At 69.3% G+C, this 25469-nt stretch carries 22 protein-coding genes and 1 other RNA gene; 5 read left to right on the top strand and 18 right to left on the bottom strand.

The window, feature by feature from the left end:
* Positions 1 to 2742, bottom strand: coding sequence for a preprotein translocase subunit SecA (secA, locus tag ACHWVH_RS04635; protein ID WP_295972765.1), 2742 nt, complete (start codon positions 2740 to 2742; stop codon positions 1 to 3).
* Between the two features lie 163 nt (positions 2743 to 2905).
* Complete coding sequence (locus ACHWVH_RS04630; RefSeq protein ID WP_394686748.1) at positions 2906 to 3853, bottom strand: M23 family metallopeptidase; 948 nt, start codon at positions 3851 to 3853, stop codon at positions 2906 to 2908.
* A 10-nt stretch (positions 3854 to 3863) separates the two neighbouring features.
* On the opposite strand from ACHWVH_RS04630, the gene ACHWVH_RS04625 reads away from it, so the two are divergent.
* Positions 3864 to 4340 carry a DUF721 domain-containing protein gene (locus ACHWVH_RS04625; protein ID WP_017909649.1) on the top strand — a complete coding sequence of 159 codons (477 nt, stop codon included), beginning with the start codon at positions 3864 to 3866 and terminating at the stop codon, positions 4338 to 4340.
* A 144-nt stretch (positions 4341 to 4484) separates the two neighbouring features.
* Here the strand turns inward: ACHWVH_RS04625 and lpxC are convergent, their stop codons facing one another.
* The 15 genes from lpxC to mraZ all read right to left on the bottom strand — a co-directional run bounded on the left by lpxC (position 4485) and on the right by mraZ (position 22111).
* On the bottom strand, positions 4485 to 5399 hold the full coding sequence (gene lpxC, locus ACHWVH_RS04620; protein WP_010340119.1) for a UDP-3-O-acyl-N-acetylglucosamine deacetylase: 915 nt from the start codon (positions 5397 to 5399) through the stop codon (positions 4485 to 4487).
* 252 nt (positions 5400 to 5651) lie between these two features.
* Entirely contained in the window at positions 5652 to 6878 is a 1227-nt protein-coding gene (ftsZ, locus tag ACHWVH_RS04615; RefSeq protein WP_017912957.1) for a cell division protein FtsZ, read from the bottom strand.
* Positions 6879 to 7185: 307 nt separating this feature from the next.
* Positions 7186 to 8421: a cell division protein FtsA gene (ftsA, locus tag ACHWVH_RS04610; protein WP_010340121.1), complete on the bottom strand. Its 1236-nt coding sequence runs from the start codon at positions 8419 to 8421 to the stop codon at positions 7186 to 7188.
* The gene (locus ACHWVH_RS04605; RefSeq protein WP_017912956.1) at positions 8418 to 9272 is read right to left on the bottom strand and encodes a cell division protein FtsQ/DivIB; all 855 of its coding nucleotides are present in this window, start codon (positions 9270 to 9272) and stop codon (positions 8418 to 8420) included. The genes ftsA and ACHWVH_RS04605 overlap by 4 nt, the downstream gene beginning before the upstream one ends.
* Before the next feature lie 121 nt (positions 9273 to 9393).
* Positions 9394 to 10335: a D-alanine--D-alanine ligase gene (locus ACHWVH_RS04600; protein WP_267093497.1), complete on the bottom strand. Its 942-nt coding sequence runs from the start codon at positions 10333 to 10335 to the stop codon at positions 9394 to 9396.
* A complete protein-coding gene (gene murC, locus ACHWVH_RS04595; protein ID WP_267103105.1) occupies positions 10332 to 11768 on the bottom strand; it encodes a UDP-N-acetylmuramate--L-alanine ligase in 1437 nt (478 codons plus the stop codon). The genes ACHWVH_RS04600 and murC overlap by 4 nt, the downstream gene beginning before the upstream one ends.
* Complete coding sequence (murG, locus tag ACHWVH_RS04590) at positions 11765 to 13012, bottom strand: undecaprenyldiphospho-muramoylpentapeptide beta-N-acetylglucosaminyltransferase (RefSeq protein ID WP_343229599.1); 1248 nt, start codon at positions 13010 to 13012, stop codon at positions 11765 to 11767. Before murG ends, murC begins: the two co-directional genes overlap by 4 nt.
* Complete coding sequence (gene ftsW / locus ACHWVH_RS04585) at positions 13009 to 14331, bottom strand: putative lipid II flippase FtsW (RefSeq protein WP_295926636.1); 1323 nt, start codon at positions 14329 to 14331, stop codon at positions 13009 to 13011. Before ftsW ends, murG begins: the two co-directional genes overlap by 4 nt.
* Positions 14331 to 15416: a phospho-N-acetylmuramoyl-pentapeptide-transferase gene (gene mraY / locus ACHWVH_RS04580; protein WP_010344435.1), complete on the bottom strand. Its 1086-nt coding sequence runs from the start codon at positions 15414 to 15416 to the stop codon at positions 14331 to 14333. The genes ftsW and mraY overlap by 1 nt, the downstream gene beginning before the upstream one ends.
* Entirely contained in the window at positions 15406 to 16941 is a 1536-nt protein-coding gene (gene murF / locus ACHWVH_RS04575; protein ID WP_394686747.1) for a UDP-N-acetylmuramoyl-tripeptide--D-alanyl-D-alanine ligase, read from the bottom strand. The genes mraY and murF overlap by 11 nt, the downstream gene beginning before the upstream one ends.
* Positions 16938 to 18410 (bottom strand): UDP-N-acetylmuramoyl-L-alanyl-D-glutamate--2,6-diaminopimelate ligase, encoded by a 1473-nt coding sequence (locus tag ACHWVH_RS04570; RefSeq protein ID WP_394686814.1) that lies wholly within the window; start codon positions 18408 to 18410, stop codon positions 16938 to 16940. The genes murF and ACHWVH_RS04570 overlap by 4 nt, the downstream gene beginning before the upstream one ends.
* 8 nt (positions 18411 to 18418) lie before the next feature.
* Complete coding sequence (locus ACHWVH_RS04565; protein ID WP_043093186.1) at positions 18419 to 20287, bottom strand: penicillin-binding protein 2; 1869 nt, start codon at positions 20285 to 20287, stop codon at positions 18419 to 18421.
* On the bottom strand, positions 20284 to 20547 hold the full coding sequence (ftsL, locus tag ACHWVH_RS04560) for a cell division protein FtsL (protein WP_010344441.1): 264 nt from the start codon (positions 20545 to 20547) through the stop codon (positions 20284 to 20286). Before ftsL ends, ACHWVH_RS04565 begins: the two co-directional genes overlap by 4 nt.
* Positions 20544 to 21650 carry a 16S rRNA (cytosine(1402)-N(4))-methyltransferase RsmH gene (gene rsmH, locus ACHWVH_RS04555; protein ID WP_394686813.1) on the bottom strand — a complete coding sequence of 369 codons (1107 nt, stop codon included), beginning with the start codon at positions 21648 to 21650 and terminating at the stop codon, positions 20544 to 20546. The genes ftsL and rsmH overlap by 4 nt, the downstream gene beginning before the upstream one ends.
* Positions 21651 to 21664: 14 nt before the next feature.
* Entirely contained in the window at positions 21665 to 22111 is a 447-nt protein-coding gene (gene mraZ / locus ACHWVH_RS04550) for a division/cell wall cluster transcriptional repressor MraZ (RefSeq protein ID WP_026144304.1), read from the bottom strand.
* A 326-nt stretch (positions 22112 to 22437) separates the two neighbouring features.
* Between mraZ and ACHWVH_RS04545 the strand changes: the two genes are divergently transcribed.
* The 4 genes from ACHWVH_RS04545 to ACHWVH_RS04530 all read left to right on the top strand — a co-directional run bounded on the left by ACHWVH_RS04545 (position 22438) and on the right by ACHWVH_RS04530 (position 24547).
* Positions 22438 to 23232, top strand: a complete 795-nt coding sequence (locus tag ACHWVH_RS04545; protein ID WP_295926628.1) for an NRDE family protein — start codon at positions 22438 to 22440, stop codon at positions 23230 to 23232.
* A 107-nt stretch (positions 23233 to 23339) separates the two neighbouring features.
* An RNA gene (gene rnpB, locus ACHWVH_RS04540) (RNase P RNA component class A) lies at positions 23340 to 23706 on the top strand.
* Between the two features lie 149 nt (positions 23707 to 23855).
* On the top strand, positions 23856 to 24086 hold the full coding sequence (locus tag ACHWVH_RS04535; protein WP_017914496.1) for a DUF4160 domain-containing protein: 231 nt from the start codon (positions 23856 to 23858) through the stop codon (positions 24084 to 24086).
* Positions 24083 to 24547, top strand: coding sequence for a DUF2442 domain-containing protein (locus ACHWVH_RS04530; protein ID WP_017911117.1), 465 nt, complete (start codon positions 24083 to 24085; stop codon positions 24545 to 24547). The genes ACHWVH_RS04535 and ACHWVH_RS04530 overlap by 4 nt, the downstream gene beginning before the upstream one ends.
* Before the next feature lie 61 nt (positions 24548 to 24608).
* On the opposite strand, the gene rsmI is transcribed toward ACHWVH_RS04530, so the two are convergent.
* Entirely contained in the window at positions 24609 to 25433 is an 825-nt protein-coding gene (gene rsmI, locus ACHWVH_RS04525; protein WP_394686746.1) for a 16S rRNA (cytidine(1402)-2'-O)-methyltransferase, read from the bottom strand.
* Positions 25434 to 25469 lie beyond the last annotated feature (36 nt).

Below are 25469 nucleotides of genomic sequence, written 5' to 3'. Positions count from 1 at the left end.
TCAGCTCAGCTGGCCGTGGCAGTGCTTGTACTTCTTGCCGCTACCGCAGGGGCACGGATCGTTGCGGCCGACCTTCGGCGCTTCGCGGGTCACCTGCGCCACGGTCGGCGCTCCCGCCTCGCCGCGCTGCACCTGCTCGGCTTCCTCGTCGGCGCCGTAACCGCCGGCGTCCTGGTGCTGGAACTGGGCCTGGCGCAACTGCGCCTCCACCTGCTGGCGCTCCTGCGCTTCCAGCGCGGCCACTTCCTCCTCGCTGCGGATGCGCACCCGCGCCAGCAGGGTGACCACTTCGCGCTTGGCGTGCTCCAGCATCTCCGAGAACAGCTCGAACGCTTCCTTCTTGTATTCCTGCTTGGGCTGCTTCTGCGCATAACCGCGCAGGTGGATGCCCTGGCGCAGGTAGTCCATGCGCGCCAGATGCTCCTTCCAGCTCTGGTCGAGCACGGTGAGCATCACGTGCTTCTCCAGCGCGCGCATGGTCTCGCCGCCGATCGCCGATTCCTTCTCGCGGAAATGGCGGTCCACTTCCTCGCGCACCTTCTCGACGATACCGTCCGCGTCCAGTTCCTCGTGGCGCTTGACCAGGTCGGTGATCGACAGCGACAGGCCGAGTTCGCTGGCCAGCGTGGCTTCCAGGCCCGGCAGGTCCCACTGGTCGTCCACCGAGTTCGGCGGCACGAAGCGCGACACGATGTCGTAGATCACGTCGTCGCGGATGCCGTCGACGTTCTCCTTGACCGACTCGGCGTCCAGCAGTTCGTCGCGCTGGGCGTAGATCACCTTGCGCTGGTCGTTGTTGACGTCGTCGAAGTCGAGCAGGTTCTTGCGGATGTCGAAGTTGTGCGCCTCGACCTTGCGCTGCGCCTTCTCGATCTGCCGGCTGACCAGCTTGTCCTCGATGACGTCGTCTTCCTTCATGCCCATCATGCGCATCGCCTTCTGCACCCAGTCGGAGGCGAAGATGCGCATCAGGTTGTCTTCCAGCGACAGGTAGAACCGCGAGGAACCCGGGTCGCCCTGGCGGCCGGAACGGCCGCGCAGCTGGTTGTCGATACGCCGCGACTCGTGGCGCTCGGTACCGATGATGTGCAGGCCGCCGGCGGCCTTGACCGCGTCGTGGCGCTCCTGCCAGGCCGCCTTCAGACGCGCGCGCGTCGCGTCGTCAAGCTCCTCGCCCAGCGCGTGCAGTTCGGCTTCCAGCGAGCCGCCGAGCACGATGTCGGTACCGCGGCCGGCCATGTTGGTGGCGATGGTCACCGCGCCCGGCTGGCCGGCGTTGGCGACGATCTGCGCTTCGCGCTCGTGCTGCTTGGCGTTGAGCACTTCGTGCTTCACGCCGGCCTTGCGAAGGTGCTCGGACAGCATCTCCGAGGTCTCGATCGAGGTGGTACCGACCAGCACCGGCTGGCCGCGCTTGGCGCAGTCCTCGATATCGGCCAGCACCGCGTTGAACTTGCCCTGGCGGTTGAGGAACACCTGGTCCGGCCAGTCCTTGCGGATGGTCGGGCGGTTGGTCGGGATCACCACCACTTCCAGGCCGTAGATGCTCTGGAACTCGTAGGCTTCGGTATCGGCCGTACCGGTCATGCCGGACAGCTTCTTGTACATGCGGAACAGGTTCTGGAAGGTGATGCTGGCCAGCGTCTGGTTCTCGCGCTGCACCGGCACGCCTTCCTTCGCTTCCACCGCCTGGTGCAGGCCGTCGGACCAACGGCGGCCCGGCAGGGTGCGCCCGGTGAACTCGTCGACGATCACCACCTCGCCGTCGCGCACGATGTAGTCGACGTCGCGCTGGTAGATCGCGTGCGCACGCAGCGCCGCGTTGAGGTGGTGCACCACGCTCAGGTTCTGCGCGCCGTACAGGCGGTCTTCCTCGTCGGCGAGGATGCCGGCGGCGCGCAGCAGTTCTTCGGCGTGCTCCATGCCCGCTTCGGACAGGTGCACCTGCTTGCCCTTCTCGTCGACCCAGAAGTCGCCCTCGCCCTCTTCGGACTCCTGCTTGACCAACTGCGGCACGATGCGGTTGACGCGGATGTACAGCTCCGGCGACTCGTCGGCCGGGCCGGAGATGATCAGCGGGGTGCGCGCTTCGTCGATCAGGATCGAGTCGACCTCGTCGACGATGGCGTAGTTGAGGCCGCGCTGGAAGCGGTCGGCCTTGGACAGCGCCATGTTGTCGCGCAGGTAGTCGAAGCCGAATTCGTTGTTGGTGCCGTAGGTGATGTCGGCGGCGTAGGCGGCGTGCTTGTCGCTGTGCGGCATGCCCGGGTACACCACGCCCACGCTCAGGCCCAGCCAGTTGTACAGCTTGCCCATCTGCGCGGCGTCGCGGCGCGCCAGGTAGTCGTTGACGGTGACCACGTGCACGCCCTTGTCTTCCAGCGCGTTGAGGTACACCGGCAGCGTCGCGACCAGGGTCTTGCCCTCGCCGGTGCGCATTTCCGCGATCTTGCCCAGGTGCAGGACCATGCCGCCGATCAACTGCACGTCGTAGTGGCGCATGCCCAGCACGCGTCGGCTGGCCTCGCGGCACACCGCGAACGCTTCCGGCAGCACCTTGTCCAGGGTCTCGCCGCCGGCGATGCGGCCACGCAGTTCCGGGGTCTTGGCCTGCAGCTGCTCGTCGGAGAGCTGCTCCATCTCCGGCTCCAGCGCATTGATCTTGGCGACGATACGGTGGAGCTGGCGCAGTTGGCGCTCGTTGCGGCTACCGAAAACGCGAGTAAGCAGACTGTTGATCATTGAAGGAACCGGTTGGAAAGGAACGCCTCGACGGCCCGATCCCCAGGGAATCGACGGGCCGCAAACGAAACAGGGCGCGAGGCGCCCTGTCGATGGCAAAGCACATTGTAGCTTGGGGCGGCGCCCGGCGATTCAAGCGCCGGCACGCCAGCCCCCGCGCGGCTCAGCCACGGCCGCGGCGGCCCACCGGGATGGCGCCATCGCCGAGGAACTTGGCCGGGTTCACCACCACCCCGTCCTTCCAGACCTCGAAATGCACGTGGGCACCGGTGGAACGGCCGGTGGAGCCGGCCTTGGCCACTTCCTGGCCGACCCGCACCAGGTCGCCGACCTTCACCGACAGCCGCGAATTGTGCGCGTAGCGGGTGACATAGCCGTTGCCGTGGTCGACCTCGACCACGTTGCCGTAGCCGCCGCGCACGCCAGAGTAGCTGACCACGCCGTCGGCCACCGCCAGCACCGGGTCGCCGACGTTGGCGTGGAAGTCGATGCCCTTGTGGTTGCCGGTGCCGCGGCCGAACGGATCGGCGCGGCCGCCGAAGGCCGAGGTGATGTAGCTGTTGCGGATCGGCATCCGCGAAGGCACCGCGTTCTGGTCCAGTTGGTGGTCGAACAGCAGCGATTCGAGCACCGACAGCTGCTGGCCGGAGGTGGCGAACTGCTGCTGCAGCCCGTCCAGTTCCTTGCCGAGCTGCTGCGCGGGCATGTCGTGGCTGGGTTCGTCGTCGCCGCCACCGACGCCGACCGGCTGGTCGAAATCGAACTCGCCGTCCTGCAGCTTGCCCATGCGGGTCAGGCGATCGCCGAGCGCGTTGAGCCGGGTCGCCTGCGCCTGCAGTTCGCCCAGCCGGGCCGCCAGGGCGTTGACCTGGGTCTGCGCGTCGCGGCGCACCTGCGCCAGTTCCTGGTCCTGCCGCTCGAGCTTGGCGCGCATCTGCGCCGAACCACCCCATCCGGCTGCGGCGCTGAGGCCGATGCCGAGTACCATGCCGAGGCCGAGCACCGCACCGAGCGCGGCGAGGGGGCGACGATCGGCGAATTCGCGCAATCGCCACGGCAACGTCTTGACCCCCTTTTCACTGGAACGGATTACGATCTTCTTGAACGTCATATGAGTTTTCATGTCTAAGCGAAAGTCCGGCGAAGGCCATACCGCCACGCCGCAGCCGGCGCTGGACGCCGCACTGGCGGACAAGGCGGGCGACCCGTTGCGCCGCGCCCTGTGGCTCGACGCGCTGGACCGGCAGTTACGCCCCCATTTGCCGCCGAACCTGGCGCCCCGTTGCCGGTTGGCCAATGTGAACGGCGAACAGCTCGTTTTTCTCGTTGAGTCTCCGGTCTGGCACGCCCGGGTCAGGCTGGCCGAGGCCGACATCCTTGCTGCGGCCCGTTCCCTCGGGCTGAAAGCCACCAAAGTGACCGTCAAGACTGCGACTGCACCCGCGCATTCCCCAATGCAGCAGGCAAGAAGCACGCCGGCTCCGGTTTCTGCGGCCACGCACAAGGGGTTGCGCGAGGCCCTGGCTTCCCTGCAGGACGTCGTCTCCGCGACGCCCGATGCGACCACGGGCTCCGACCGTGGCCGTCGACGTACGTAGACACGCACGCCGCGACCGACGCATCCTAGCGGGCGTCGGGCGCGAGGTCGTTACCGATTCGTTAAATCGGCGTTAAGGGGAAAAGAAGGAACGGCCGATTGCCGATTCCGTGATACCCACCCGGCCGTCACCGGGTTGAACGGTTCAGGCGTAAGCCGCCGCCCCGTAGGCCACCGGCGCCTGCTGCGCGGCGGATTCGAAGCTGACCCACTCCCACGCCGCCTGTTCGGCGAGCAGGGCGCGGACCAGCTTGTTGTTCAGTGCGTGGCCGGACTTGTAGCCCTCGTAGGCGCCGAGGATGGCACCGCCGGCCAGGTACAGGTCGCCGATCGCATCGAGGATCTTGTGGCGCACGAACTCGTCGGCGTAGCGCAGGCCGTCGTCGTTGAGCACGCGGAACTCGTCGAGCACGATGGCGTTGTCCATCGAACCGCCCAGGCCGAGATTGCGCTCGCGCATGTACTCCAGGTCGCGCATGAAGCCGAAGGTGCGCGCGCGGGAGATTTCCTTGATGTAGGCCATCGTCGAGAACTCGATCTCCTGGCGCGACTGCTTGGCCGGGATCATCGGGTGGTCGAACTGGATGGTGAAGCCGAGCTTGTAGCCGCCGTCGTAGGGCACGAAACGGGCGATCTTGTCGCCGTCGCGCACTTCCACTTCGCGCTTGATGCGGATGAAGCGCTTGGCCTTGTCCTGCTCGACGATGCCCGCCGACTGCAGCAGGAACACGAACGGACCGGCCGAGCCGTCCATGATCGGCAGTTCGGCCGAGGACAGTTCGACGATGGCGTTGTCCACGCCGAGGCCGGCCATCGCCGACATCAGGTGCTCCACCGTCTGGATCTTGGCCTGGCCGCGGCTCAGGCCGGTGCACAGCGTGGTCTCGGTGACCAGCTCGGCATCGGCAGGCACGTCCACCGCCGGATCCAGGTCCACGCGTCGGAACACGATGCCGTGGTCGGCCGGTGCGGGGCGCAGGGTCATGTAGACCTTGTCGCCGCTGTGCAGGCCCACGCCGGTGGCGCGGATCGTGTTCTTGAGGGTGCGTTGCTGGGTCATGGCAGACAGTCTGGGAACGTCTGTTCGCACGGGAACTGAACAGACAACGAGAATATCACGCGTTTAGCTAAATTTTAACAAAGCGGTCACAGCATCCCATCGGTGCAACGCTGGCCCGTGCCGGCGTCGCGGTCGCAAAAACCTGCCGGGTCGCGGGGACCCGGCAGCAAGGGACACGGCGCGCCGGCCAGGGAGGCGCTCCTGGACGGCGGTGTTGCGGGCCGGCGCGAACGCCGGCCGATGATGCAGACCTCAGTCGGCCTGACGGCGCAGGAACGCCGGGATGTCCAGGTAGTCGCTCGGCAGGTCGGCCGCGGCCGGCGCCGGGGCGGACGCCGCGGTGCTCATCGACTCGCCGCTCGGACGACGCAGGCCCAGGCCCATCGCACCGCCGACCGCCTTGGACACGGCGTCGCCGCCATGCTCGAAGTCGCCGAACTCCGGCTGGCCGGTGGTGGCGTTGCGCACCAGCTTGATCGGCGCGCGCTGCTCCGGACGCTGCGACTGGCGCGACACCGCACGGTTCAGGCCGGTGGCGACCACGGTCACGCGCACTTCGTCCTGCATGTCCGGATCCAGCACGGTGCCGACCACCACGGTGGCGTCCTCGGAGGAGAAGCCTTCGATGGTGCGGCCGATCTCGTCGAACTCGGCCATGGTGAAGTCCGGGCCGGCGGTGATGTTGACCAGGATGCCGTTGGCGCCGGCCAGGTTGACGTCGTCCAGCAGCGGGTTCTGGATCGCGGCCTCGGCGGCGGCCTGCGCGCGGTCGTCGCCGCGGGCCGAGCCGGTGCCCATCATCGCCAGGCCCATTTCCGACATCACGGTGCGCACGTCGGCGAAGTCGACGTTGATCAGGCCCGGACGCACGATCAGGTCGGCGATGCCCTGCACCGCGCCCTGCAGCACGTCGTTGGCGGCGCGGAACGCCTGGATCATGGTGGCGTTGCGGCCGAGCACGGTGATCAGCTTTTCATTCGGAATGGTGATCAGCGAGTCGCAGTGCTGGCTCAGTTCCTCGATGCCCTTCAACGCCACCTGCATGCGGCGGCGGCCTTCGAACGGGAACGGCTTGGTGACCACGGCCACGGTCAGGATGCCCATCTCCTTGGCCAGCTGCGCCACCACCGGCGCGGCGCCGGTGCCGGTGCCGCCGCCCATGCCGGCGGTGATGAACACCATGTCCGCGCCCTGCAGCGCGTCCATGATGCGCTCGCGGTCTTCCAGCGCGGCCTGGCGGCCGACTTCCGGGTTCGCGCCCGCACCCAGGCCCTTGGTGACGTTGGTGCCGAGCTGCAGCTGCAGCTTGGCGCCGCAGTTCTTGATCGCCTGCGAGTCGGTGTTGGCGGTGATGAACTCCACGCCGTCCACGCTGCTGCTGACCATGTGCGCGACCGCGTTGCCGCCGCCGCCGCCCACGCCGACCACCTTGATCACTGCATTGGGTGCCATCTTTTCAATCAGTTCGAAATGCGCCATGTCCGTTTCCTCTTTGAGCCGTGAATGGGGAATCGGGAATGGGGAATCGGATCGCTCCGTTCGCTGTCCCGACACCCGCATTTCGGCGAGTGTTGTTGTTTGGAAGCTGGGAATGGGGAATCGGGAGTGGGGAATCGCAACAGCGCGTCTCCAGCCCGGGACCTTTTCCTCAGCGGAATTGCAAAAAAACCACGCCTACCTACCTTCTCTCACCGCTCTCCACCGATCTCACCGCAGCACTGCCTTTGCCTTTGCCTTTGCCTTTGCTCTTACCCGTTCCCAATTCCCGATTCACCCTTCCCGGCCCTCAAAACTCGCCGCGATACCAGTTCTTCAATTTCTTGAACAAGCTGCCGGCGCGGCCGGTCGGCAGCGACGGGCGGCGCGGGTGCTCGATCTGACTGCCCATCAGCAGCAGGCCCACGCCGGTGGCGTGCACCGGGTTGCCGACGACTTCGCCCAAGCCGGTGACGTGCTGGGGAATGCCCACGCGCACCGGCATCTGCACCATTTCCTCGGCCAGTTCGACCACGCCTTCCATCTTCGAGGCGCCGCCGGTCAGCACCATGCCGGCGCGCACCAGTTCCTCGAAGCCGGAGCGGCGCAGTTCCGCCTGCACCATCTCGAAGATTTCCTCGTAGCGGCCCTGCACCGCCTGCGCCAGCGAATGGCGCGGCATGCGCCGCGGCGGACGGTCGCCGACGCTCGGTACCTGGATGCTTTCCTCGGCAGTGGCCAGCTGCGCCAGCGCGCAGGCGTAGCGCACCTTGATCTGCTCGGCTTCCGGGGTCGGCGTGCGCAGCATGTGCGCGATGTCGTTGGTGACGTGGTCGCCGGCGATCGGCAGCGAGGCGGTGTGGCAGATCGCGCCCTGCACGAACACCGCCAGATCGGTGGTGCCGGCGCCCATGTCCACCAGCACCACGCCCAGCTCGCGCTCGTCGGCGGTCAGCACCGCCACCGAGGACGCCAGCGAGGACAGGATCAGGTCGTCCACCTGCAGACCGCAGCGCTGCACGCACTTGCTGATGTTGGCCGCGGCCGACTGCGCGCACACCACCAGGTGCGCGTGCACCTCCAGGCGCACGCCGGTCATGCCGACCGGGTTGCGGATGCCTTCCTGCGAATCGTCCAGCACGTACTCGCGCGGGATCGCGTGGAGGATGCGCTGGTCGGCCGGGATCGCCACCGCCTTGGCCGCTTCCAGCACGCGGTCCAGGTCGTTCCAGGTCACCTCGCCGTCGCGGATCGGCACGATGCCCGGCGAGTTCTTGCACTGCACGTGGTTGCCGGAGATCGACGCGTACACCGAGCGGATCTCGCAGCCGGCCATCAGCTCGGCTTCCTCGATCGCGCGCTGGATCGACTGCACGGTGGATTCGATGTCCACCACCACGCCGCGCTTGAGCCCGCGCGATTCGTGCGAACCGATGCCGATCACCTCGATCGGGTTGCCGGGCGAGTATTCGCCGACCAGCGCGACGACCTTGGAGGTGCCGATGTCCAGTCCAACGATGAGGGATTTGTCGCCTTTGCGGTTCATGTCTTGGAGCCGGGAATAGAGAATCGGGAATGGGGAAGGGAGAAGAGCGGGCTCTCGCGATGGGATGGAGGGTCGGCCAGTGCCGCGTGCCGCGCGGGCTGGGCCGGCGCCGCGGGCTTCTTCTCCTTGCCCGGCTCCTTACTCGGCTCTTTGCTCTCGGGTACCCATGCCACGGTGAATCCGTTGGTGTAGCGAAGATCGGCGCGCGCCAGCGGCGGCTGGCCCGGCTGCAGCAATTGCGGCAGCACCCGGGCGAAGCGCTCCAGGCGCGCGCGCGCGTCGTCGCGGCCGACCACCACCTGCACGCCGTTGCCCAGCGCCAGCGACCAGCTGCCGCGCGCGTCCAGTGCCACGCCCTGCACCGGCAGGCCGACCGGCGCGAACAGTGCGCGCGAGGTGTTGTACAGCGCGACCACGTCGGCGGCCTTGGCGTCCGGGCCGGCCAGATGCGGCAGCGCCACGTCGCGCAGTTCGTTGGGCAGGGCGAAGATGCGGCCCTGCTCGGACAGCATGCGGTCCGCACCCCAGCGCGCGAACGGGCGGTGCTCGACGACGCGCACTTCCAGCACGTCCGGCCAGCGCTTGCGCACGCGCGCACTCTCCACCCACGGCAAGCGCTCGATCGCGTCCTGCGCATCCTGCAGGCGCACCGCGAAGAAGCCGCGCCGCGCATACGGCAGCACAACCTGGCGCAACTGCTCGGCGGACACGCGCTTGAAATCGCCGCTCACCTGCAACCGGCTCAGCGGCCAGCGCTCGGCCCCGACCCAGCCGTTGAGCACGGCCACGATCGGCAGCGCGACCAGGGCCAGCGCCAGCAACCAGGCGAGGATGCGCAGGGAGGCGTTCATCGGCGCACCTTCGGGTGCGCGGGAATGGGGAATCGGGAATGGGGAATGGGCAAGGCACAAGCGGCCGCGCACGCGGCACCGCTCTTGCCCATTCCCGATTCCCGATTTCCGATTCCCGGCTTCACAGCGTCTGCTCCAGGATGCGCCAGCACAGGCCGGCGAAATCCACGCCCAGCTGCGCCGCGGCCTTGGGCACCAGCGAGTGGCTGGTCATGCCCGGGGCGGTGTTGACCTCGATCAGCTGCAGGCCGCGCACGCGGTCGCGCATCACGTCCACGCGACCCCAGCCGCTGCAGCCGGCGGCGGCGAAGGCCTGCAGCGCCAGTTGGCGGATCTCGGTCTCGTCCTCGCCGTCCATGCCCGGGCACAGATACTGGGTGTCCTCGGCGATGTACTTGGCGTGGTAGTCGTACCAGTCGCCGGCGGGGACGATGCGGATCGACGGCAGGGCGACGTCGCCGAGGACGCCGACGGTGTATTCCTCGCCCTGCACCATCTGCTCCATCAGCAGTTCGCCGCGGTAGTCGGCAGCGAAGGCGCGCACCGGCGCCAGGTCGGCCTCGGACAGCACGCGGAACACGCCGACGCTGGAGCCTTCGCAGGCCGGCTTGACGAACAGCGGGTAGCCCAGCGCGGCGGCGGCCGCGGCCAGGTCGGCCTGGGCGTCGATGCGGGCGAAGCCCGGGGTCGGCAGGCCGGCGGCGATCCACACCTGCTTGGTGCGGATCTTGTCCAGGGTCAGCGCGCTGCCGAGCACGTCGGGGCCGGTGAACGGCACCTGCAACGCACGCAGCAGGCCCTGCAGCACGCCGTTCTCGCCGTCGCCGCCGTGGAGGATGTTGAACACGCGGTCGACTTCGCCGGCGCGGATGCGCTCAAGCAAGGCGGGAATACCGTCCACCGGCTGCGCGTCGACGCCGCGACTGCGCAGCGCCTCGAGTACGTTGGCGCCGGAGTTCAGCGACACCTCGCGTTCGCTGGACGTGCCGCCGAGCAACACGGCGACGCGGCCGAACGCGGCCGGGTCGGTGACGCGCGGCGGCGGCAGGGTCTGCGCGCTCATGCGTCGGCTCCGCCGGCGAAGCCGTGCTGGGCGATGTGCTGGGCGACGTAGCCGATGTCGCCCGCGCCCATCATCAGCAGCAGGTCGCCGTCCTGCAGCACGTCCGGCAGCACGCTGCCGAGTTCGCCGACCTGGCCGACCACGACCGGCTCGCTACGGCCGCGCGCGCGGATCGCGCGCGCCAGCGAGCGTGCGTCTGCGCCCGGGATCGGCGCCTCGCCGGCCGGGTAGACCTCGCTGAGCACCAACGCGTCCACTTCCGACAGCACCGCGGCGAACGCATCGAACTGGTCGCGGGTGCGACTGTAGCGATGCGGCTGGAAGGCGACCACCAGGCGCTTGTCCGGCCAGCCGCCGCGGGCGGCGGCGAACACCGCGGCCAGCTCGCGCGGGTGGTGGCCGTAGTCGTCGACCACGCGCACGCGCGCGCCGCCGGCGGTGGTCACTTCGCCCAGGTCGTTGAAGCGGCGGCCGATGCCGGCGAAGCTCTGCAACGCGCTGGCGATCGCCTCCGGCGCCACGCCCAGCTGCCAGCCGATGGCGGCGGCGGCCAGCGCGTTGAGCACGTTGTGCCGGCCCGGCAGCGCCAGGGTCACCGGGATGCTGCTACCCTCCGGCAGGCGCAGAGTGAAGCGCATGCGCGGGCCGTCCTGGACCACGTCCTCGGCGCGCACGTCGGCGTTCTCGCTGAGGCCGTAGCTCATCACGTGGCGCGGGGTCTTCGCCGCCAGCGCGGCCACTTCCGGATCGTCGATGCACAGCACCGCCAGGCCGTAGAACGGCAGGCGCTGCAGGAACTCGGCGAACGCGGCCTGGACCCGGGCGAAGTCGTTGCCGTAGTTCTCCAGGTGATCGGCGTCGATGTTGGTGATGACCGAGATCAGCGGGTTCAGGCGCAGGAAGCTGCCGTCGCTCTCGTCGGCCTCGGCCACCAGCCACTGGCCGCCGCCGAGCTTGGCGTTGGCGCCGGCGGCGAGCAACTGGCCGCCGATCACGAAGGTCGGGTCCAGCCCGCCTTCGCTGAGCACCGCCGCGGCCAGGCTGGTGGTGGTGGTCTTGCCGTGGGTGCCGGCCACCGCGATGCCGCGGCGGAAGCGCATCAGTTCGGCCAGCATCGCCGCGCGCGGCATGATCGGAATGCGCTGGCTGCGCGCCTCCATCAGTTCCGGGTTGTCTTCGCGGATCGCGCTGGACACCACCACGCAGTCGGTACCGAGCACGTTGGCCGCCGAGTGCCCGCGCATCACCCGCGCACCGAGCTTGACCAGGCGCCGGGTCGCCGCGTTGTCGGCGTTGTCCGAACCGGAGACCTCATAGCCCAGCGTCAACATGACCTCGGCGATGCCGCTCATGCCGGTGCCGCCGATGCCGACGAAGTGCACGCGCGGAAACGCACGGACCAGATCGCCGGTGTCGTGGAGGCGGCGGATCATTGCTGGCCTCCTGCGGAGGCGGGAATGGGGAAACGGGAATCGGGAATTGGAAGAAGCGCGGCGGCTGCAGCGATCCGTGCCTGTCGCGTGTTCGTGTCTGCGTGTGTCACTGCGTGATTCTGCCCTTGATTGTGCTTGTACCCATTCCCCATTCCCGGTTCTCCATTCCCGGCTTCTTCCAAAACGATGTCCGCAATCCGCTCGGCCGCATCCGGCTTGGCCAGCTGGCGCGCGGCCTCGGCCATGGCCAGGCGCTGCGCGGGCTGCGCCAGCAGGTCGCGCAGCACGCGATGCAGGTGGCCGGCCAGGGCGTCGTCCTGCTTCAGCAGCACGGCGGCGCCGCGCTCGACCAGGTATTCGGCGTTGCGGGTCTGGTGGTCGTCGACGGCGGCGGCGAACGGCACCAGCACGCTGCCGATGCCGACCGCGCACAGTTCGGCCAGGGTCGAGGCGCCGGCGCGGCACACCACCAGGTCGGCCCAGGCGTAGGCGGCGGCCATGTCGCCGATGAAGGCTTCGACGCTGGCGGCGACGCCGGCGTCGGCGTAGGCGCGCGCGGCTTCCTCGCGCAGCGCTTCGCCGCACTGGTGGCGCACTTCCACGGTCACGCCGAGCGCGGCCAGCGCCTGCGGCAGCGCCTGGTTGAGTACGCGCGCGCCCTGGCTGCCGCCCAGCACCAGCAGCCGCGGCGCACCGTGGCGCGCAGCCAGGCGCTGCGCCGGCGGCGCCAGCGCGGCGATCTCGGCACGCACCGGGTTGCCTACCGCTTCCTCGCGCGTGGCGAAGCTGCCGGGGAAGCCGGTCAGCACGCGCCGTGCGACCCGCGCCAGCACCTTGTTGGTCAGGCCCGGCGCGCGGTTCTGTTCGTGCACCAGCAGCGGCAGCTTGAGCAGGCGCGCGGCCAGGCCGCCGGGGCCGGCCGCGAAGCCGCCGAAGCTGATCACCGCCCGCGGCGCACGCCGGCGCAGCACGAAGCCGGCGGCGCGCACCGCGCGCATCACCCGCACCGGCGCGCCGAACAGGGCCAGCGCGCCCTTGCCGCGCAGCCCGCCGATCTCGATCGTGTCCAGCTCGATGCCGTGCTCCGGCACAAGCCGCGTTTCCATGCGCCCGGCCGCGCCCAGCCACACCACCGGCACGCCGCGCGCGCGCAGCACCTTGGCGACGGCCAACGCGGGGAAGATGTGCCCGCCGGTGCCGCCGGCGAGGATCATCACCGGACGATCGCCCTGCACCGCGCTCATCCGAGCCTCCCAAAGGTCGGTTCCACGCGCGGCTGCATGCGGCTGGTGCCGCGCCCCGGGGTGCCGCCCTGGATCGCCGCGGCGACCGCGCTGGCGCTGGCCTCGCGTGCGGCGTGCAGGTCCTCGGCGTTGTCCACGGTCTGCTTGACCGGCATCGCCGCGTCGCTGCGCACCAGCGCCACCTGGCGCTCGGCGCGATTGAGTTCGTAGGACACGCGCAGCAGCAGGCCCATCGCCACGCAGGTCATCAGCACGCTGGAACCACCGGCGGAGATCAGCGGCAGGGTCAGGCCCTTGGTCGGCAGGATGCCCAGGTTCACGCCGACCGAGACGAAGCTCTGCAGGCTGATCCACAGGCCGATGCCGAAGGCGATGTAGCCGGAGAAGTGGCGCTTCATTTCCACGCAACGCATGCCCAGCCAGAACGCGCGTCCGACCAGCAGCGCGTACAGGGAAATGATCAGGCACACGCCGACGAAGCCCAGTTCCTCGGCGATGACCGAGAAGATGAAGTCGGTGTGCGCTTCCGGCAGGTAATTGAGCTTCTGCACCGAGCCGCCCAGGCCGACCCCGAACAGTTCGCCGCGGCCCACCGCCATCAGCGCGTTGGACAGCTGGTAGCCGGAGCCGAGCTGGTCGGCCCACGGATCCAGGAACGAGGTGATGCGGCGCAGGCGGTAGGGCTCGAGGATCGCGATGAAGGCGAACACCGGCAGGCCGATCACGATCGGCATCGACATGCGCGGCAGATTCACCCCGCCCAGCACCAGCATGCCGGCGGTGATCGCCAGCAGCAGCGTGGAGGAACCGAAGTCCGGCTGCAGCAGCAGCAGGCCGACCAGCGCCACCGCCACGCCCAGCGGCTTGAGCATCGCCGGCCAGGTCGCGTTGACCTCGTCGCGGAAACGCACCAGGTAGCTGGACAGCCACACGATGTACAGCACCTTCACCGCTTCCACGGTCTGGAAGCGCGAGATGCCCAGGTTGATCCAGCGCCGCGCACCGTTGACGGTGCTGCCCAGGCCCGGCACGAACACCACCAGCAGCAGGCCGAAACAGGCCAGCAGCAGCAACTGGTTGTACTGCTCGATGTTCTTCAGCTCGGTGCGCATCGCCCAGAACGCCAGGCCGATGCCGCCGGCCAGGAACAGCAGGTGACGGCTCAGGTAGTAGAACGGGCTGGTGGTCAGCTCGATCGAGCTGGAGCCGACCATGACCACGCCCAGCGACGCCAGCGCCACCGCGGCGCCGAGCAGCCACGGGTCGTAGCGGCCACCGATGGCCTCCAGGCGGGTCGCTTGGCGGGCGGGGTCGTTCATCAGCGCACCTTCAACGTGGCCAGGCCGACCAGCACCAGCACCACCGAAATGATCCAGAAGCGCACGATCACCCGCGGCTCCGGCCAGCCCTTCAGCTCGAAGTGGTGGTGGATCGGCGCCATGCGGAACACGCGCTTGCCGGTGAGCTTGAACGAGGCGACCTGGATCATCACCGACAGCGTCTCGATGACGAACACGCCGCCCATGATCACCAGCACCAGTTCCTGGCGCACGATCACCGCGATGGTGCCCAGCACCGCGCCCAGCGCCAGCGCGCCGATGTCGCCCATGAACACCATCGCCGGGTAGGTGTTGAACCACAGGAAGCCCAGGCCCGCGCCGGCGATCGCCGCGCAGATGATGATCAGTTCGCCGGCGCCGGGAATGGTCGGGATCTTCAGGTAGGCCGAGAACACCGCGTTGCCCGAGGCATAGGCGAACACGCCCAGCGCGCAGGCCACCAGCACCGTCGGCATGATCGCCAGGCCGTCCAGGCCGTCGGTCAGGTTGACCGCGTTGGAGAAGCCGACGATCCAGAAGTAGGCGATGGCCACGAAGCTGATCCCGGCCAGCGGCAGCGCGATCGACTTGAACATCGGGATGTAGAAGGTGATCGCCGCCGGCACGTCGGCGGTGTAGTACAGGAACAGGCCCGCGGCCAGGCCGAAGATCGACTGCAGCAGGTACTTCCAGCGCGACTTCAGCCCGTTCGGGTCGCGGCGCACGATCTTGATCCAGTCGTCGTACCAGCCGATCACGCCGAACGCCAGCATCACCGCCAGCACCAGCCACACGTAGCGATTGCGCAGGTCGCCCCACAGCAGCACCGACAGCAGCACGGTGAGCAGGATCAGCGAGCCCCCCATGGTCGGGGTGCCGGCCTTGGAGAAGTGGGTCTGCGGGCCGTCCTGGCGGATCGGCTGGCCGCCCTTGAACTGCGCCAGCTTGCGGATCACCGCCGGGCCCAGCCACAGCGACAGGAACAGCGAGGTCAGCGCCGCGAGGATGCCGCGGAAGGTCAGATAGCCGAACAGCCCGAACATGCTTTCGAGCTGCTGCAGCCAGCGGGCGAGTTCAAGCAGCATGCGGCGCCTCCTGTGCCTGGTTCAGCAGCGCACGCACCACGGTGTCCATGGCGCTGCCGCGCGAGCCCTTGATCAGGAGCGTGGCCGGGACCCGGGACCCGGGACCCGGGACCCGTGGGAGCGCGCCATCGGACGGCGCGCTGGTGTTCTCATGCATCTGCTTCACTTCCTGCTCTTGATCCTGCTCTTGCCGAATCCCGGCTCCCGATTCCCGATTCCCGGCCACCGCGGCCAGATCGCGCTGCAGCGCCTCGATCAGCGCCGCATGGCTGTCGAAGACGCGGCCGTTCTCGCCGAACGCCTGCGCGGCGTGGGCGCTGAGCGGGCCGAGCGCGTACAGCCGGGTCAGCCCGGCATCGCGCGCGCGGCGCCCGCCGCTGGCATGCAGCGCCTCGGCGCCGGCGCCGAGTTCGCGCATGTCGCCCAGCACCAGCCAGCGCTCGCCGCCGGCCGCGGCCAGGGCGTCGATCGCCGCGGCCAGCGAACCGGGGTTGGCGTTGTAGCTGTCGTCGATCAGCACCGCGCCGTTGGGCAGCGTGTGGGTGATCTGCCGGCCCGGCACCGGCTGCACCTGCGCCAGGCCGGCGGCGATACGCGCCGGCGCCACGTCCAGCGCCAGCGCCAGCGCGGCGGCGGCCAGGGCGTTCTGCAGGTTGTGCCGGCCCGGCAACGGCAGCGTCGCCTCGACGTCGCCGCGCGGGGTGGTCAGCACGAACTGGGTACGGTCGGCGGCCATGCGGATCTGCGCGGCACCGACCTCGGCGCCCGGCTGCAGGCCGAAGCGCAGCACCTGCGGCCGCGCCTCGCCGGTCGCCAGGCGCTGCTCGAACCACAGGCCGAAGGCGTCGTCGGCATTGATCACCGCGGTGCCGTCGGCCGGCAGCGCGGTGTAGATCGCGCCCTTGGTCTGCGCCACGCCGAGCAGGCTGCCCATGCGCTCCAGGTGCGCAGCGGCGATGTTGTTGACCAGCGACACCTGCGGCGGCGCGATGTCGGTGAGATAGGCGATGTCGCCCGGCTTGCCGGCGCCCATCTCGTAGATCGCGTAGTCGGCGTCGTCCGGCGCCTCGATCACCGCCAGCGGCAGGCCGATCTCGTTGTTGCGGTTGCCGGGATTGGCGTAGACGCTGCCGCCATCGATGCGACAGGCATGCTGCAGGATCGCCAGCAGCAGCGCCTTGACGCTGGTCTTGCCATTGCTGCCGGTGATCGCGGCCACGCGGGTGGCACGGCCACGCTGCATGCCGGCGGCGATCCGCGCCAGCGCCAGTTCGGTGTCGGCGACGACGATCTGCGGCAGTTCGATCTGCGGCTGCACGCGCTCCACCAGCAGCGCACTGGCGCCGCGCGTGGCGGCGTCGGCGACGAAGGCGTGACCATCGAAACGCTCGCCGCGCAGCGCCACGTACAGGCTGCCGGCGGCCAGGCTGCGGGTGTCGTGACTGATCGCATCGATCGCCACGTCGTCGCCGTGCAGCTCGGCGCCGGCCCAGTGCGCGATCATCGACAACGGCAGGCGCTTCATCGGGCCGCCTCCGCCGCATGCGCGCGCAGGGCCTGCGCGGCGACCTCGGTGTCGTCGAACGGATGGCGCACGCCGGCGATCTCCTGGTACGGCTCGTGGCCCTTGCCGGCGATCAGCACGATGTCCTCGGCGCCGGCGTCGGCGACCGCCATGGCGATCGCCTGCGCGCGGTCGCGCTGCACCTGCACCGCCTGCATGCCGTCGAAACCGGCCACGATGTCGGCGACGATGCGGTCGCCGTCCTCGCCACGCGGGTTGTCGTCGGTGACCACCACGCGCTCGGCCAGGCGCTGCGCGATCGCCGCCATCTGCGGGCGCTTGCCGGTGTCGCGCTCGCCGCCGCAGCCGAACACGCAGGTGATGCGGCCCTGTGCGTGCGCGCGCAGGCTCTGCAGCGCCTGTTCCAGCGCGTCGGGCGTATGCGCGTAGTCGACCACCACCAGCGGCTGCGCACCATCGCCGCCGAGCCGGTTCATGCGCCCGCGGATCGGCTGCAGCTGCGCCAGGGTGGCGGCGATGCGCACCGGCGCCACGTCCAGCGCGTGCAGCGCGCCGGCCACGGCCAGCAGGTTGTCGACGTTGAAACGGCCCAGCAACGGCGACTGCAGCGGATGCCGCTCCTCGCCGATCGCCAGGGTGAAACCGATGCCGCGCGCGTCCAGGCGCAGCGCCTCGGCGCGCACCTGCGCGCCATCCTGGCCGCGCGAGCTGACCGCGATGCGGCGCAGCGCCGGATCCAGCTTGGCCAGCAGTTCGCGGCCGAACGCATCGTCCAGGTTGACGACCGCCGATTTCAGCCCCGGCGTGGCGAACAGCCGCGCCTTGGCGGCGCCGTAACTGGCCATGTCGCCGTGGTAGTCGAGATGGTCGCGGGTGAGATTGGTGAACACCGCCACGTCGAAATGCACCGCGTCCACGCGGCCCTGGTCGAGCGCGTGCGAGCTGACTTCCATCGCCACCGCCTGCGCGCCGGCGTCGCGCAGCTGCGCCAGCAGCGCGTGCAGCGGCAGCACCAGCGGCGTGGTGAAGCCGGTCGGCTGCACCTGCCCGTACAGGCCGGCGCCGAGCGTGCCGATGCTGCCGCTGCGCGTGCCCAGCAGGTGCCAGGCCTGCGCCAGCAGTTGCACGGTGGAGGTCTTGCCGTTGGTGCCGGTGACCCCGACCATGGTCATGGTCTGCGACGGATGGCCGTGGAACTGGTCGGCCATCGCGCCCATGCGCGCGCGCAGGCCCGGCACCGCGATCGCGTCGGCCGGCGCTGGCAGTTCGGCCGGGGCCGGCGGGTCGTACAGCACCGCGACCGCGCCGTTGGCGCGCGCCTGCTCGACGAAGCCCAGGCCATGCGCGCCGAAGCCGGCGATCGCCACGAAGGCATCGCCCGGGCGCACCGCGCGGCTGTCCATGACCAGCCCGGACACCTGCACGTCATGCGCCAGCGCCACGCCCGGCAGCAGTTGCGACAGCGACATCGCGCGGGTCACTGGCGGGTCTCCTGCAGCGGCGCCGGCAACGCGGCCGGCGCCGGCGGCGCCACCGCACGCGCGCTGGGCAGCGCGGCATCGACCTCGGCGGCGGCGTCGGGCACGGTGGCCGGATCCGGCTCCACCGGCGCCGGCGGCGGCGCATGGCCGCTTTTGCCGGCAGCCTGCGCGGCCAGCCACGACTGGATGTCGTCCGGCGGCACGTCCATCAGCCGCAGCGCGCCTTCCATCACGTTGTGGAACACCGGCGCCGAGACCAGGCCGCCGTAGTACTTGGCGCCCTGCGGGTCGTTGATGACGATGACCGTGGCGAAGCGCGGATTGCTCGCCGGCACCAGGCCCGCGAACAGCGCGTTGTAGTGGCCGCGCTCGTAGCCGCCGGGGCCGGCCTTGCGCGCGGTGCCGGTCTTGCCGGCGACGTGGTAGCCCAGGATCGCCGCGCCCTTGGCGCCGCCCTGGGTGACCACCGTCTCCATCATCGCTACCACTTCCTTGGAGATCGCCGGGTCCAGCACCTGCTTGCTGTCCTCGTGCTGGCCCTTGACGAAAGTCGGGGTGACCAGGCGCCCGCCGTTGCCCAGCGCGCAGTAGGCGCGGGCGATCTGCAGCGGCGTCACCGACAGGCCGTAGCCGTAGGACATGGTGGTCTTGGACGAGCCGCTCCAGCGCGCCGGCGACGGGAACACGCCGGCCGATTCGCCGGGGAAACCGCTGTGCGGGGAGCTGCCGTAGCCGTAGCTGTGGACCTGGTCGTAGAAGGTCTGGTCCGGCAGCTTGGCCGCGATCTTGGCCGCGCCGATGTTGGAGCTGCGGGTGATCACCCCGGTCACGGTCAGCACGCCGTTGTTGCGCGGCACGTCCTTGATCGTGAAGCGGCCCACCGACATGTAGCCGGGGTTGGTGTCGATCAGCGTGTCCTTGGTCACCACCCCGGCCTTGAGCGCGGTGGAGATGGTCAGCGGCTTCATCGTCGAGCCCGGCTCGACCAGGTCGGTGACCGCGCGGTTGCGGCGCACGTCCGGGTTGACCCCGTTGACCGCGTTGGGGTTGTAGGTCGGCAGGTTGACCATGGCCAGGATCTCGCCGGTGGCCACGTCCATGATCACGATCGAGCCGCCGGCGGCCTTGTTCTCGACCAGCGCGTTGCGCAGTTCCTTGTAGGCCAGGAACTGGATGCGGCGGTCGATGCTCAGGGTCAGGTCCTTGCCCGGCTGCGCCGGCTTGACCAGGTCGATGCTCTCGACGATCGCGCCCTTGCGGTCGCGGATCACCCGCTTGGCGCCCGGCTTGCCGCGCAGCCACGAATCGAACGCCAGCTCCAGCCCTTCCTGGCCACGGTCGTCGATGTTGGTGAAGCCCAGCACATGCGCCATCGCTTCGCCCTGCGGGTAGAAGCGGCGGAATTCGCGCTGCGAGAACACGCCGGGGATGCCCAGCGCGACCACCGCATGCGCCTTGTCCGGATTGATCCGGCGCTTGAGGTACATGAACTCCTTGTCCGCCTTCTGCGAGAGCTTGGCGGTGAGTTCGTCGACCGGCAGTTCCAGCGCCTGCGCCAGCTGCGGGATGCGGTCCGGGCTGCGCAGCAGTTCCTGCGGATTGACCCAGATCGACTCCACCGGCGTGGACACCGCCAGCGGCTCGCCGTTGCGGTCGGTGATCATGCCGCGCGAGGTGGCGATCGGCAGCTCGCGCAGGTAGCGCGCCTCGCCCTGGCGTTGGTAGAAATCGCTGTTGATCAGCTGCACGTAGGCCGCGCGGCCGATCAGGGTCACCGAGCACAAGCCCAGCGCGGCACCGACCAGCACCAGGCGGCCGCGCAGGTTGAAGTTGCTGCGGGGGCGATTGCGGCCGCTCTTGTTCACGGACGCACCACCACGATGTCGCCGGTCTCGGGGAACTTCATCCCCAGCCGCTCGCGCGCGACCTGGTCGACGCGATTGCTCTCGGCCCAGGTCGCCTGCTCCAGCTGCAGCCGGCCGAACTCGATGTTCAGCTCGTCGCGGTTGTGCTCCAGCCGCGACAGCTCCACGAACAACTGGCGATGGCGATGGCGCATGTACACCACCCCGATCGCCGAGGCGATGGTGCAGGCGAGCAGCACGAGCAGCAGCAGCCGGCTCATTGGGCGCTCCTGTGGAGCGCGCCATGCGCCGGCGGGAATGGGGAAACGGGAATGGGGAATGGGGAAAAACTGGTGTCCTGCGCACGGGAATCGTCCGTGCCAGAAGGCCGGCTTTCGCTTCTACCGATTCCCGATTCCCGACTCCCGACTCCCAGCTTCTCCGCCACCCGCAACACCGCGCTGCGCGCGCGCGGGTTCACCGCCAGTTCGTCGGCGTCGGCCTTGATCGCGCCGCCGTGCAGGCGCAGGGTCGGCACGAAGGTCGTGGCCTCGGGCAGGCGGCGGTTGCTCGGCGGGGCCTTGGCGTGGCGCTGCATGAACTGCTTGACGATGCGGTCTTCCAGCGAGTGGAAGCTGATCACCGCCAGGCGGCCGCCGGGCTTGAGCCGGGCCAGCGCCGCGTCCAGGCCGGTCTCCAGATCGGCCAGCTCGCGGTTGATGTGGATGCGGATGGCCTGGAAGCTGCGGGTGGCCGGGTGGGTCTTGCTGTCGCCGCGCGGCATCACGCTGGCGATCAGCTCGGCCAGTTCGGCGGTGCGGGTCAGCGGCTGCTTCTCGCGGCGGGCGACGATGGCGCGGGCGATGCGCCGGCTCTGCCGCTCTTCGCCGTAGGTCCACAGCACGTCGGCGATCTCGCGCTCCTCGGCGCGCGCCAGCCACTGCGCGGCGCTCTCGCCAGCGTCCGGGTCCATGCGCATGTCCAGCGGGCCGTCCTTGCCGAAGGAGAAGCCGCGCGCGGCCACGTCCAGCTGCGGCGAGGACACGCCGAGGTCGAACAGCACGCCATCCAGGGCGGTGGCGGCGTCCCACTGGCCCAGCTCGGCGAAGCTGCCGCGATAGATGGACACGCGCGCGTCGCCGCCAAACGCATGTTCGGCTTCGGCGATCGCCTCGGGATCCTTGTCCATCACCAGCAGCCGGCCTCCTGGGCCGAGTTTGTGCAGCACCCCGCGCGCGTGTCCGCCACGCCCGAACGTGCCATCCAGATAGATTCCGTTTTCGATCACCTGCAGCCCGTCCAGGACCTGCGCGAACAACACCGGCACATGCGCCGCCGATGGTTGCGACACCGGGAGGTGACCGGCCTGCGCCTGTCCGCGCATCCGGACACCCCGACTCACAACTTCAGATCGAGCAATCCATCGCCCAGATCCTCGTCAGACAACGTCTGCTGGATCAGTGCGCGATGAGCCTGCTCGCTCCACAGTTCGAACTTGTCGCCCATGCCCAACAGCACGGCGCGCTTTTCAATGCCCACCGCGGCGCGATGGCTCGGCGGAATGGTGATGCGGGCGTTGGCGTCCAGCTCCAGCGCGGCCGACGAACCCACCAGCTTCTGCTGCAGGACCCGCACCACGCGCTGGGTGTTGGGCTTGGCCATGACGTCGTCACGGACCCGCTCCCACTCCTTCTCCGCATACAGCCACAGGCAGCCGGCCTCGAACGGGTTGTAGGTCAGCACCAGCCGATTGCCGCTCACGCGCGCGACGAGGTCGCGGTACGCGGTGGGAACCGCCATACGCCCCTTGTCGTCCACAGTGATTGCGGTCTCGCCCTGAAACACGACGCCTGCACCTTTCCGAATCCGCCTGGGCGGTCATTGAACCACGAAAAACCACAAAAAACCCGGTTTCCCCTCAAGTGCCCACCTTAGCAGCGCGCAACGGGTTGTCAACAACTTTGCGAGCGGTAAATCGCTAGCGGGATCAATGGTTTGCAACGATCTTTAGAGACTTGTTCAAGGCTTATCCACAAGTTACTGTTTCGTCTCAAATTTTGAGATTGAACGGAAATTCAGGCCTGTGTACGGGGCGTTAAGGCGATCGTCACCGGCCGTCGACATGTCGCCTGGGCTCGCCTCGCGTTGCGCAAGCGCGCACACTGCCGGGCATGTGTCTGGTCGTTCTCGCGCACGCTGCGCACCCGCGATGGCGCTTGCTGCTGGTCGGCAACCGCGACGAATTCCACGCCCGCCCGACCGCGCCGCTGCAGCGCTGGCCGGCCCCGGCGCAGCGCCTGCTGGCCGGGCGCGACCTGCGCTCCGGCGGCACCTGGGTGGGGCTGGACACCGCCGGCCGCTGCGCCGTGGTCACCAACGTGCGCGATCCGCTGGCGTCGATGTCCGGCGCCTCGCGCGGCGCCCTGATCGCCGACTACCTGACCGGCGCCGAGCCGGCCGACGCCTTCGCCGACGCGCTGGCGGCGCGCGCCGACGCCTACCCGCCGTTCAACCTGCTGCTGGCCGACGCCACCGGCGCCGCCTACGTGGGCAACCACCCGCCCGGCCGCAGCGCCCTGGAATCCGGCGTGCACGGCATGTCCAACGGCGCGCTGGACGCGCCCTGGCCCAAGACCCTGCGCCTGCGCGCGGCCGTGAGCGCCTGGATCGCCGCCGGCGACGACGACCTGGCGCCGCTGTGGCGGGCGCTGGCCGACGAGACCCTGGCCGACCCGGCCGACCTACCCGACACCGGGGTCGGCCCGGACCTGGAACGGCGGCTGTCGCCGGCCTTCATCCGCGGCCACGACTACGGCACCCGCGCCAGCACCATCGTCGCCGTGGACGCCGCCGGCCACGGCTGGATCCATGAGCGCCGGTTCGGCCCGGACGGGGCGTTCATTGGGGAAACGCGGCTGGAAAACCGGGACCCAGGTGCGGGGACCGGTGACCCGGAAAAGCGATGATGATGCAGGGCGGCCGTGGCTGCTTTCGGCTGCATCGCCCGTCAGAGGTACGGCTTTGGCATTTGCGGGACCCGGGTCCCGTCTTAACATGCGACAATGCCCGCGGCGGAGCCGGCCAGACAGTCGCGTCATCCCATCGCATTTCGGTGCGGCGGGATGCCGAGGAAAGTCCGGGCTCCATAGGGCAAGGTGCCAGGTAACGCCTGGGCGGCGCGAGCCGACGGACTAGTGCAACAGAAAGATACCGCCTACGTCTGCGCAAGCAGGCCGGTAAGGGTGAAATGGTGCGGTAAGAGCGCACCGCGAGTCCGGTAACGGACCGGCACGGCAAACCCCACCTGGAGCAAGACCAAATAGGGACCTCATGGCGCGGCCCGCGTCGGGTCCGGGTAGGTTGCTTGAGCGTACCGGTGACGGTGCGCCTAGAAGAATGACTGTCCACGACAGAACCCGGCTTATCGGCCGGCTCCGCCACTTTTTCAGAACGCCGAAAACTCCAAACCTTCACTGAGGGCGCGGAGCGCCAGGCGTTCATGGGCGCCCCCCCCCCCCCTTCTGGTCTCCGACCCGCTGCGAACAGGATCCTTCTTGCGAAAGTGCAATCATTGCACTATGTTCCGCACATGCCGACGATCGTCCGTTTCGCCAACAGCGTTGTCACGATGTATGCGGCCGACCATCTGCCGCCTCACTTCCATGTGCGTACCCGAGATGGTCGGGAAGCGCTGATCGTCATCGACACCCTGGCGGTTCTGTCCGGCCGCCTGAGCCGACGCGAATTGAGCGCCGCGCTTGAATGGGCCGCGGCGAACAAAGCCACCCTCATCGCCCGATGGCAGGAATTGAATCCATGAACCAGCCTCAATTCGTCATTACCAAGGTGAAGGCAGTCGCGGCGCGCGAACTTGCACTGACCTTTGCCGACGGCTTCACTTGCACCGTCGACCTCAGCGAGGTCTTGGCCTCGCATCCTTCCCTGAAAAAGGCACGGCTGCCACACGTTTTCCATAAGGTCTCGCTCGACGAATGGCAGCGCGGCGTCATCTTCGACGGCAACGACGAGTTGGCGCTCGCCAGCGACAACCTGCGCGCACTCGCGATCGAGCAAGCCGGTGACTATTCCCACCAGCAGATCATCGCCTGGATGCATCGCCACGACATGACGTTGGATTCAGCCGCCGAAGCATTGGGCTTGAGCCGGCGCATGCTCGCCTACTACCGCAGCGGCGAAAAGCCCGTCCCCAAGAGCATTGGCTTGGCGATGCTGGGATGGGAGGCCGAACAGGCAGGGTTTGATTATTCGAAAGTCGCCTGAGAACGCAGTCGCCAAAGACGACTGGCCGGCGATCGCATTGCCGCAGGGCGTTATCGCCCCCTCAACCGCCGTAAAGCGCCTTGCGCGACGCACCGGTCAGTTCGGCGGCCAGCTTGGCGGCGGTGGACGGCGGCAGGTGCTCGCTGAGCTTGGCGTAGACGCGGCGACCCTCGGCCAGCTGCGCATCGGCGTCGTCGCCGGCGCCCTGCACCATCAGCACGAACTCGCCCTTGCGCTGGTTGTCGTCGGCCTCGACCCGGGCGTGCAGGTCGGCCAGGGTGCCGTCGAGCACGGTCTCGAACAGCTTGGTCAGTTCGCGCGCCATCACTGCCGGGCGGGCGTCGCCGAAGGCGGCGCGGCAGTCGGCCAGGGACTCGGCGATGCGGTGCGAGGCTTCGTAGAACACCAGGGTGCGCGGTTCGCCGGCCAGCCGCAGCAGGCGCTCGCGGCGTGCCGAGGCCTTGGCCGGCAGGAAGCCCTCGAAGGCGAAGCGGTCGCTGGGCAGGCCGGCCACGCTGAGCGCGGCGATCGCCGCGCAGGCGCCGGGCACCGGGCTGACCCGCACCCCGGCCGCGCGCGCCGCGCGCACCAGGCGGTAGCCGGGGTCGCTGACCAGCGGGGTGCCGGCGTCGCTGACCAGGGCCAGCGACTGGCCCTCCAGCAGGCGCGCGACGATGCGCTGCGACAGCGCCTCCTCGTTGTGTTCGTGCAGCGCCAGCAGCGGCCGCTCGATGCCGAAGTGGGCCAGCAGCTGGCCGCTGCGGCGGGTGTCCTCAGCGCAGATCGCCGCCACCGTGCGCAGCGTCTCCTGGGCGCGAGGCGTCAGGTCGGCGAGGTTGCCGATCGGCGTGGCGACGACGTGCAGGGTTCCGGGCTGGGCGCTCATCTACGGGCTTTCCATGGTCAAGGGTAGAATCGTAGC

This window comes from uncultured Xanthomonas sp. (genome assembly GCF_964278005.1).
Classification (GTDB): Bacteria; Pseudomonadota; Gammaproteobacteria; order Xanthomonadales; family Xanthomonadaceae; genus Xanthomonas_A; species Xanthomonas_A sontii.
The sequence above is the reverse complement of the archived record's forward strand: the minus strand, read 5'-3'. Positions and strand labels throughout refer to the sequence as shown.

Excerpts from the sequence above, each read along its gene's own strand:
- secA (WP_295972765.1), bottom strand. The coding sequence starts at position 2,742 with ATGATCAACAGTCTGCTTACTCGCGTTTTCGGTAGCCGCAACGAGCGC.
- ACHWVH_RS04630 (WP_394686748.1), bottom strand. The coding sequence starts at position 3,853 with ATGACGTTCAAGAAGATCGTAATCCGTTCCAGTGAAAAGGGGGTCAAG.
- ACHWVH_RS04625 (WP_017909649.1), top strand. The coding sequence starts at position 3,864 with ATGTCTAAGCGAAAGTCCGGCGAAGGCCATACCGCCACGCCGCAGCCG.
- lpxC (WP_010340119.1), bottom strand. The coding sequence starts at position 5,399 with ATGACCCAGCAACGCACCCTCAAGAACACGATCCGCGCCACCGGCGTG.
- ftsZ (WP_017912957.1), bottom strand. The coding sequence starts at position 6,878 with ATGGCGCATTTCGAACTGATTGAAAAGATGGCACCCAATGCAGTGATC.
- ftsA (WP_010340121.1), bottom strand. The coding sequence starts at position 8,421 with ATGAACCGCAAAGGCGACAAATCCCTCATCGTTGGACTGGACATCGGC.
- ACHWVH_RS04605 (WP_017912956.1), bottom strand. The coding sequence starts at position 9,272 with ATGAACGCCTCCCTGCGCATCCTCGCCTGGTTGCTGGCGCTGGCCCTG.
- ACHWVH_RS04600 (WP_267093497.1), bottom strand. The coding sequence starts at position 10,335 with ATGAGCGCGCAGACCCTGCCGCCGCCGCGCGTCACCGACCCGGCCGCG.
- murC (WP_267103105.1), bottom strand. The coding sequence starts at position 11,768 with ATGATCCGCCGCCTCCACGACACCGGCGATCTGGTCCGTGCGTTTCCG.
- murG (WP_343229599.1), bottom strand. The coding sequence starts at position 13,012 with ATGAGCGCGGTGCAGGGCGATCGTCCGGTGATGATCCTCGCCGGCGGC.
- ftsW (WP_295926636.1), bottom strand. The coding sequence starts at position 14,331 with ATGAACGACCCCGCCCGCCAAGCGACCCGCCTGGAGGCCATCGGTGGC.
- mraY (WP_010344435.1), bottom strand. The coding sequence starts at position 15,416 with ATGCTGCTTGAACTCGCCCGCTGGCTGCAGCAGCTCGAAAGCATGTTC.
- murF (WP_394686747.1), bottom strand. The coding sequence starts at position 16,941 with ATGAAGCGCCTGCCGTTGTCGATGATCGCGCACTGGGCCGGCGCCGAG.
- ACHWVH_RS04570 (WP_394686814.1), bottom strand. The coding sequence starts at position 18,410 with ATGTCGCTGTCGCAACTGCTGCCGGGCGTGGCGCTGGCGCATGACGTG.
- ftsL (WP_010344441.1), bottom strand. The coding sequence starts at position 20,547 with ATGAGCCGGCTGCTGCTGCTCGTGCTGCTCGCCTGCACCATCGCCTCG.
- rsmH (WP_394686813.1), bottom strand. The coding sequence starts at position 21,650 with ATGCGCGGACAGGCGCAGGCCGGTCACCTCCCGGTGTCGCAACCATCG.
- ACHWVH_RS04545 (WP_295926628.1), top strand. The coding sequence starts at position 22,438 with ATGTGTCTGGTCGTTCTCGCGCACGCTGCGCACCCGCGATGGCGCTTG.
- ACHWVH_RS04535 (WP_017914496.1), top strand. The coding sequence starts at position 23,856 with ATGCCGACGATCGTCCGTTTCGCCAACAGCGTTGTCACGATGTATGCG.
- ACHWVH_RS04530 (WP_017911117.1), top strand. The coding sequence starts at position 24,083 with ATGAACCAGCCTCAATTCGTCATTACCAAGGTGAAGGCAGTCGCGGCG.
- rsmI (WP_394686746.1), bottom strand. The coding sequence starts at position 25,433 with ATGAGCGCCCAGCCCGGAACCCTGCACGTCGTCGCCACGCCGATCGGC.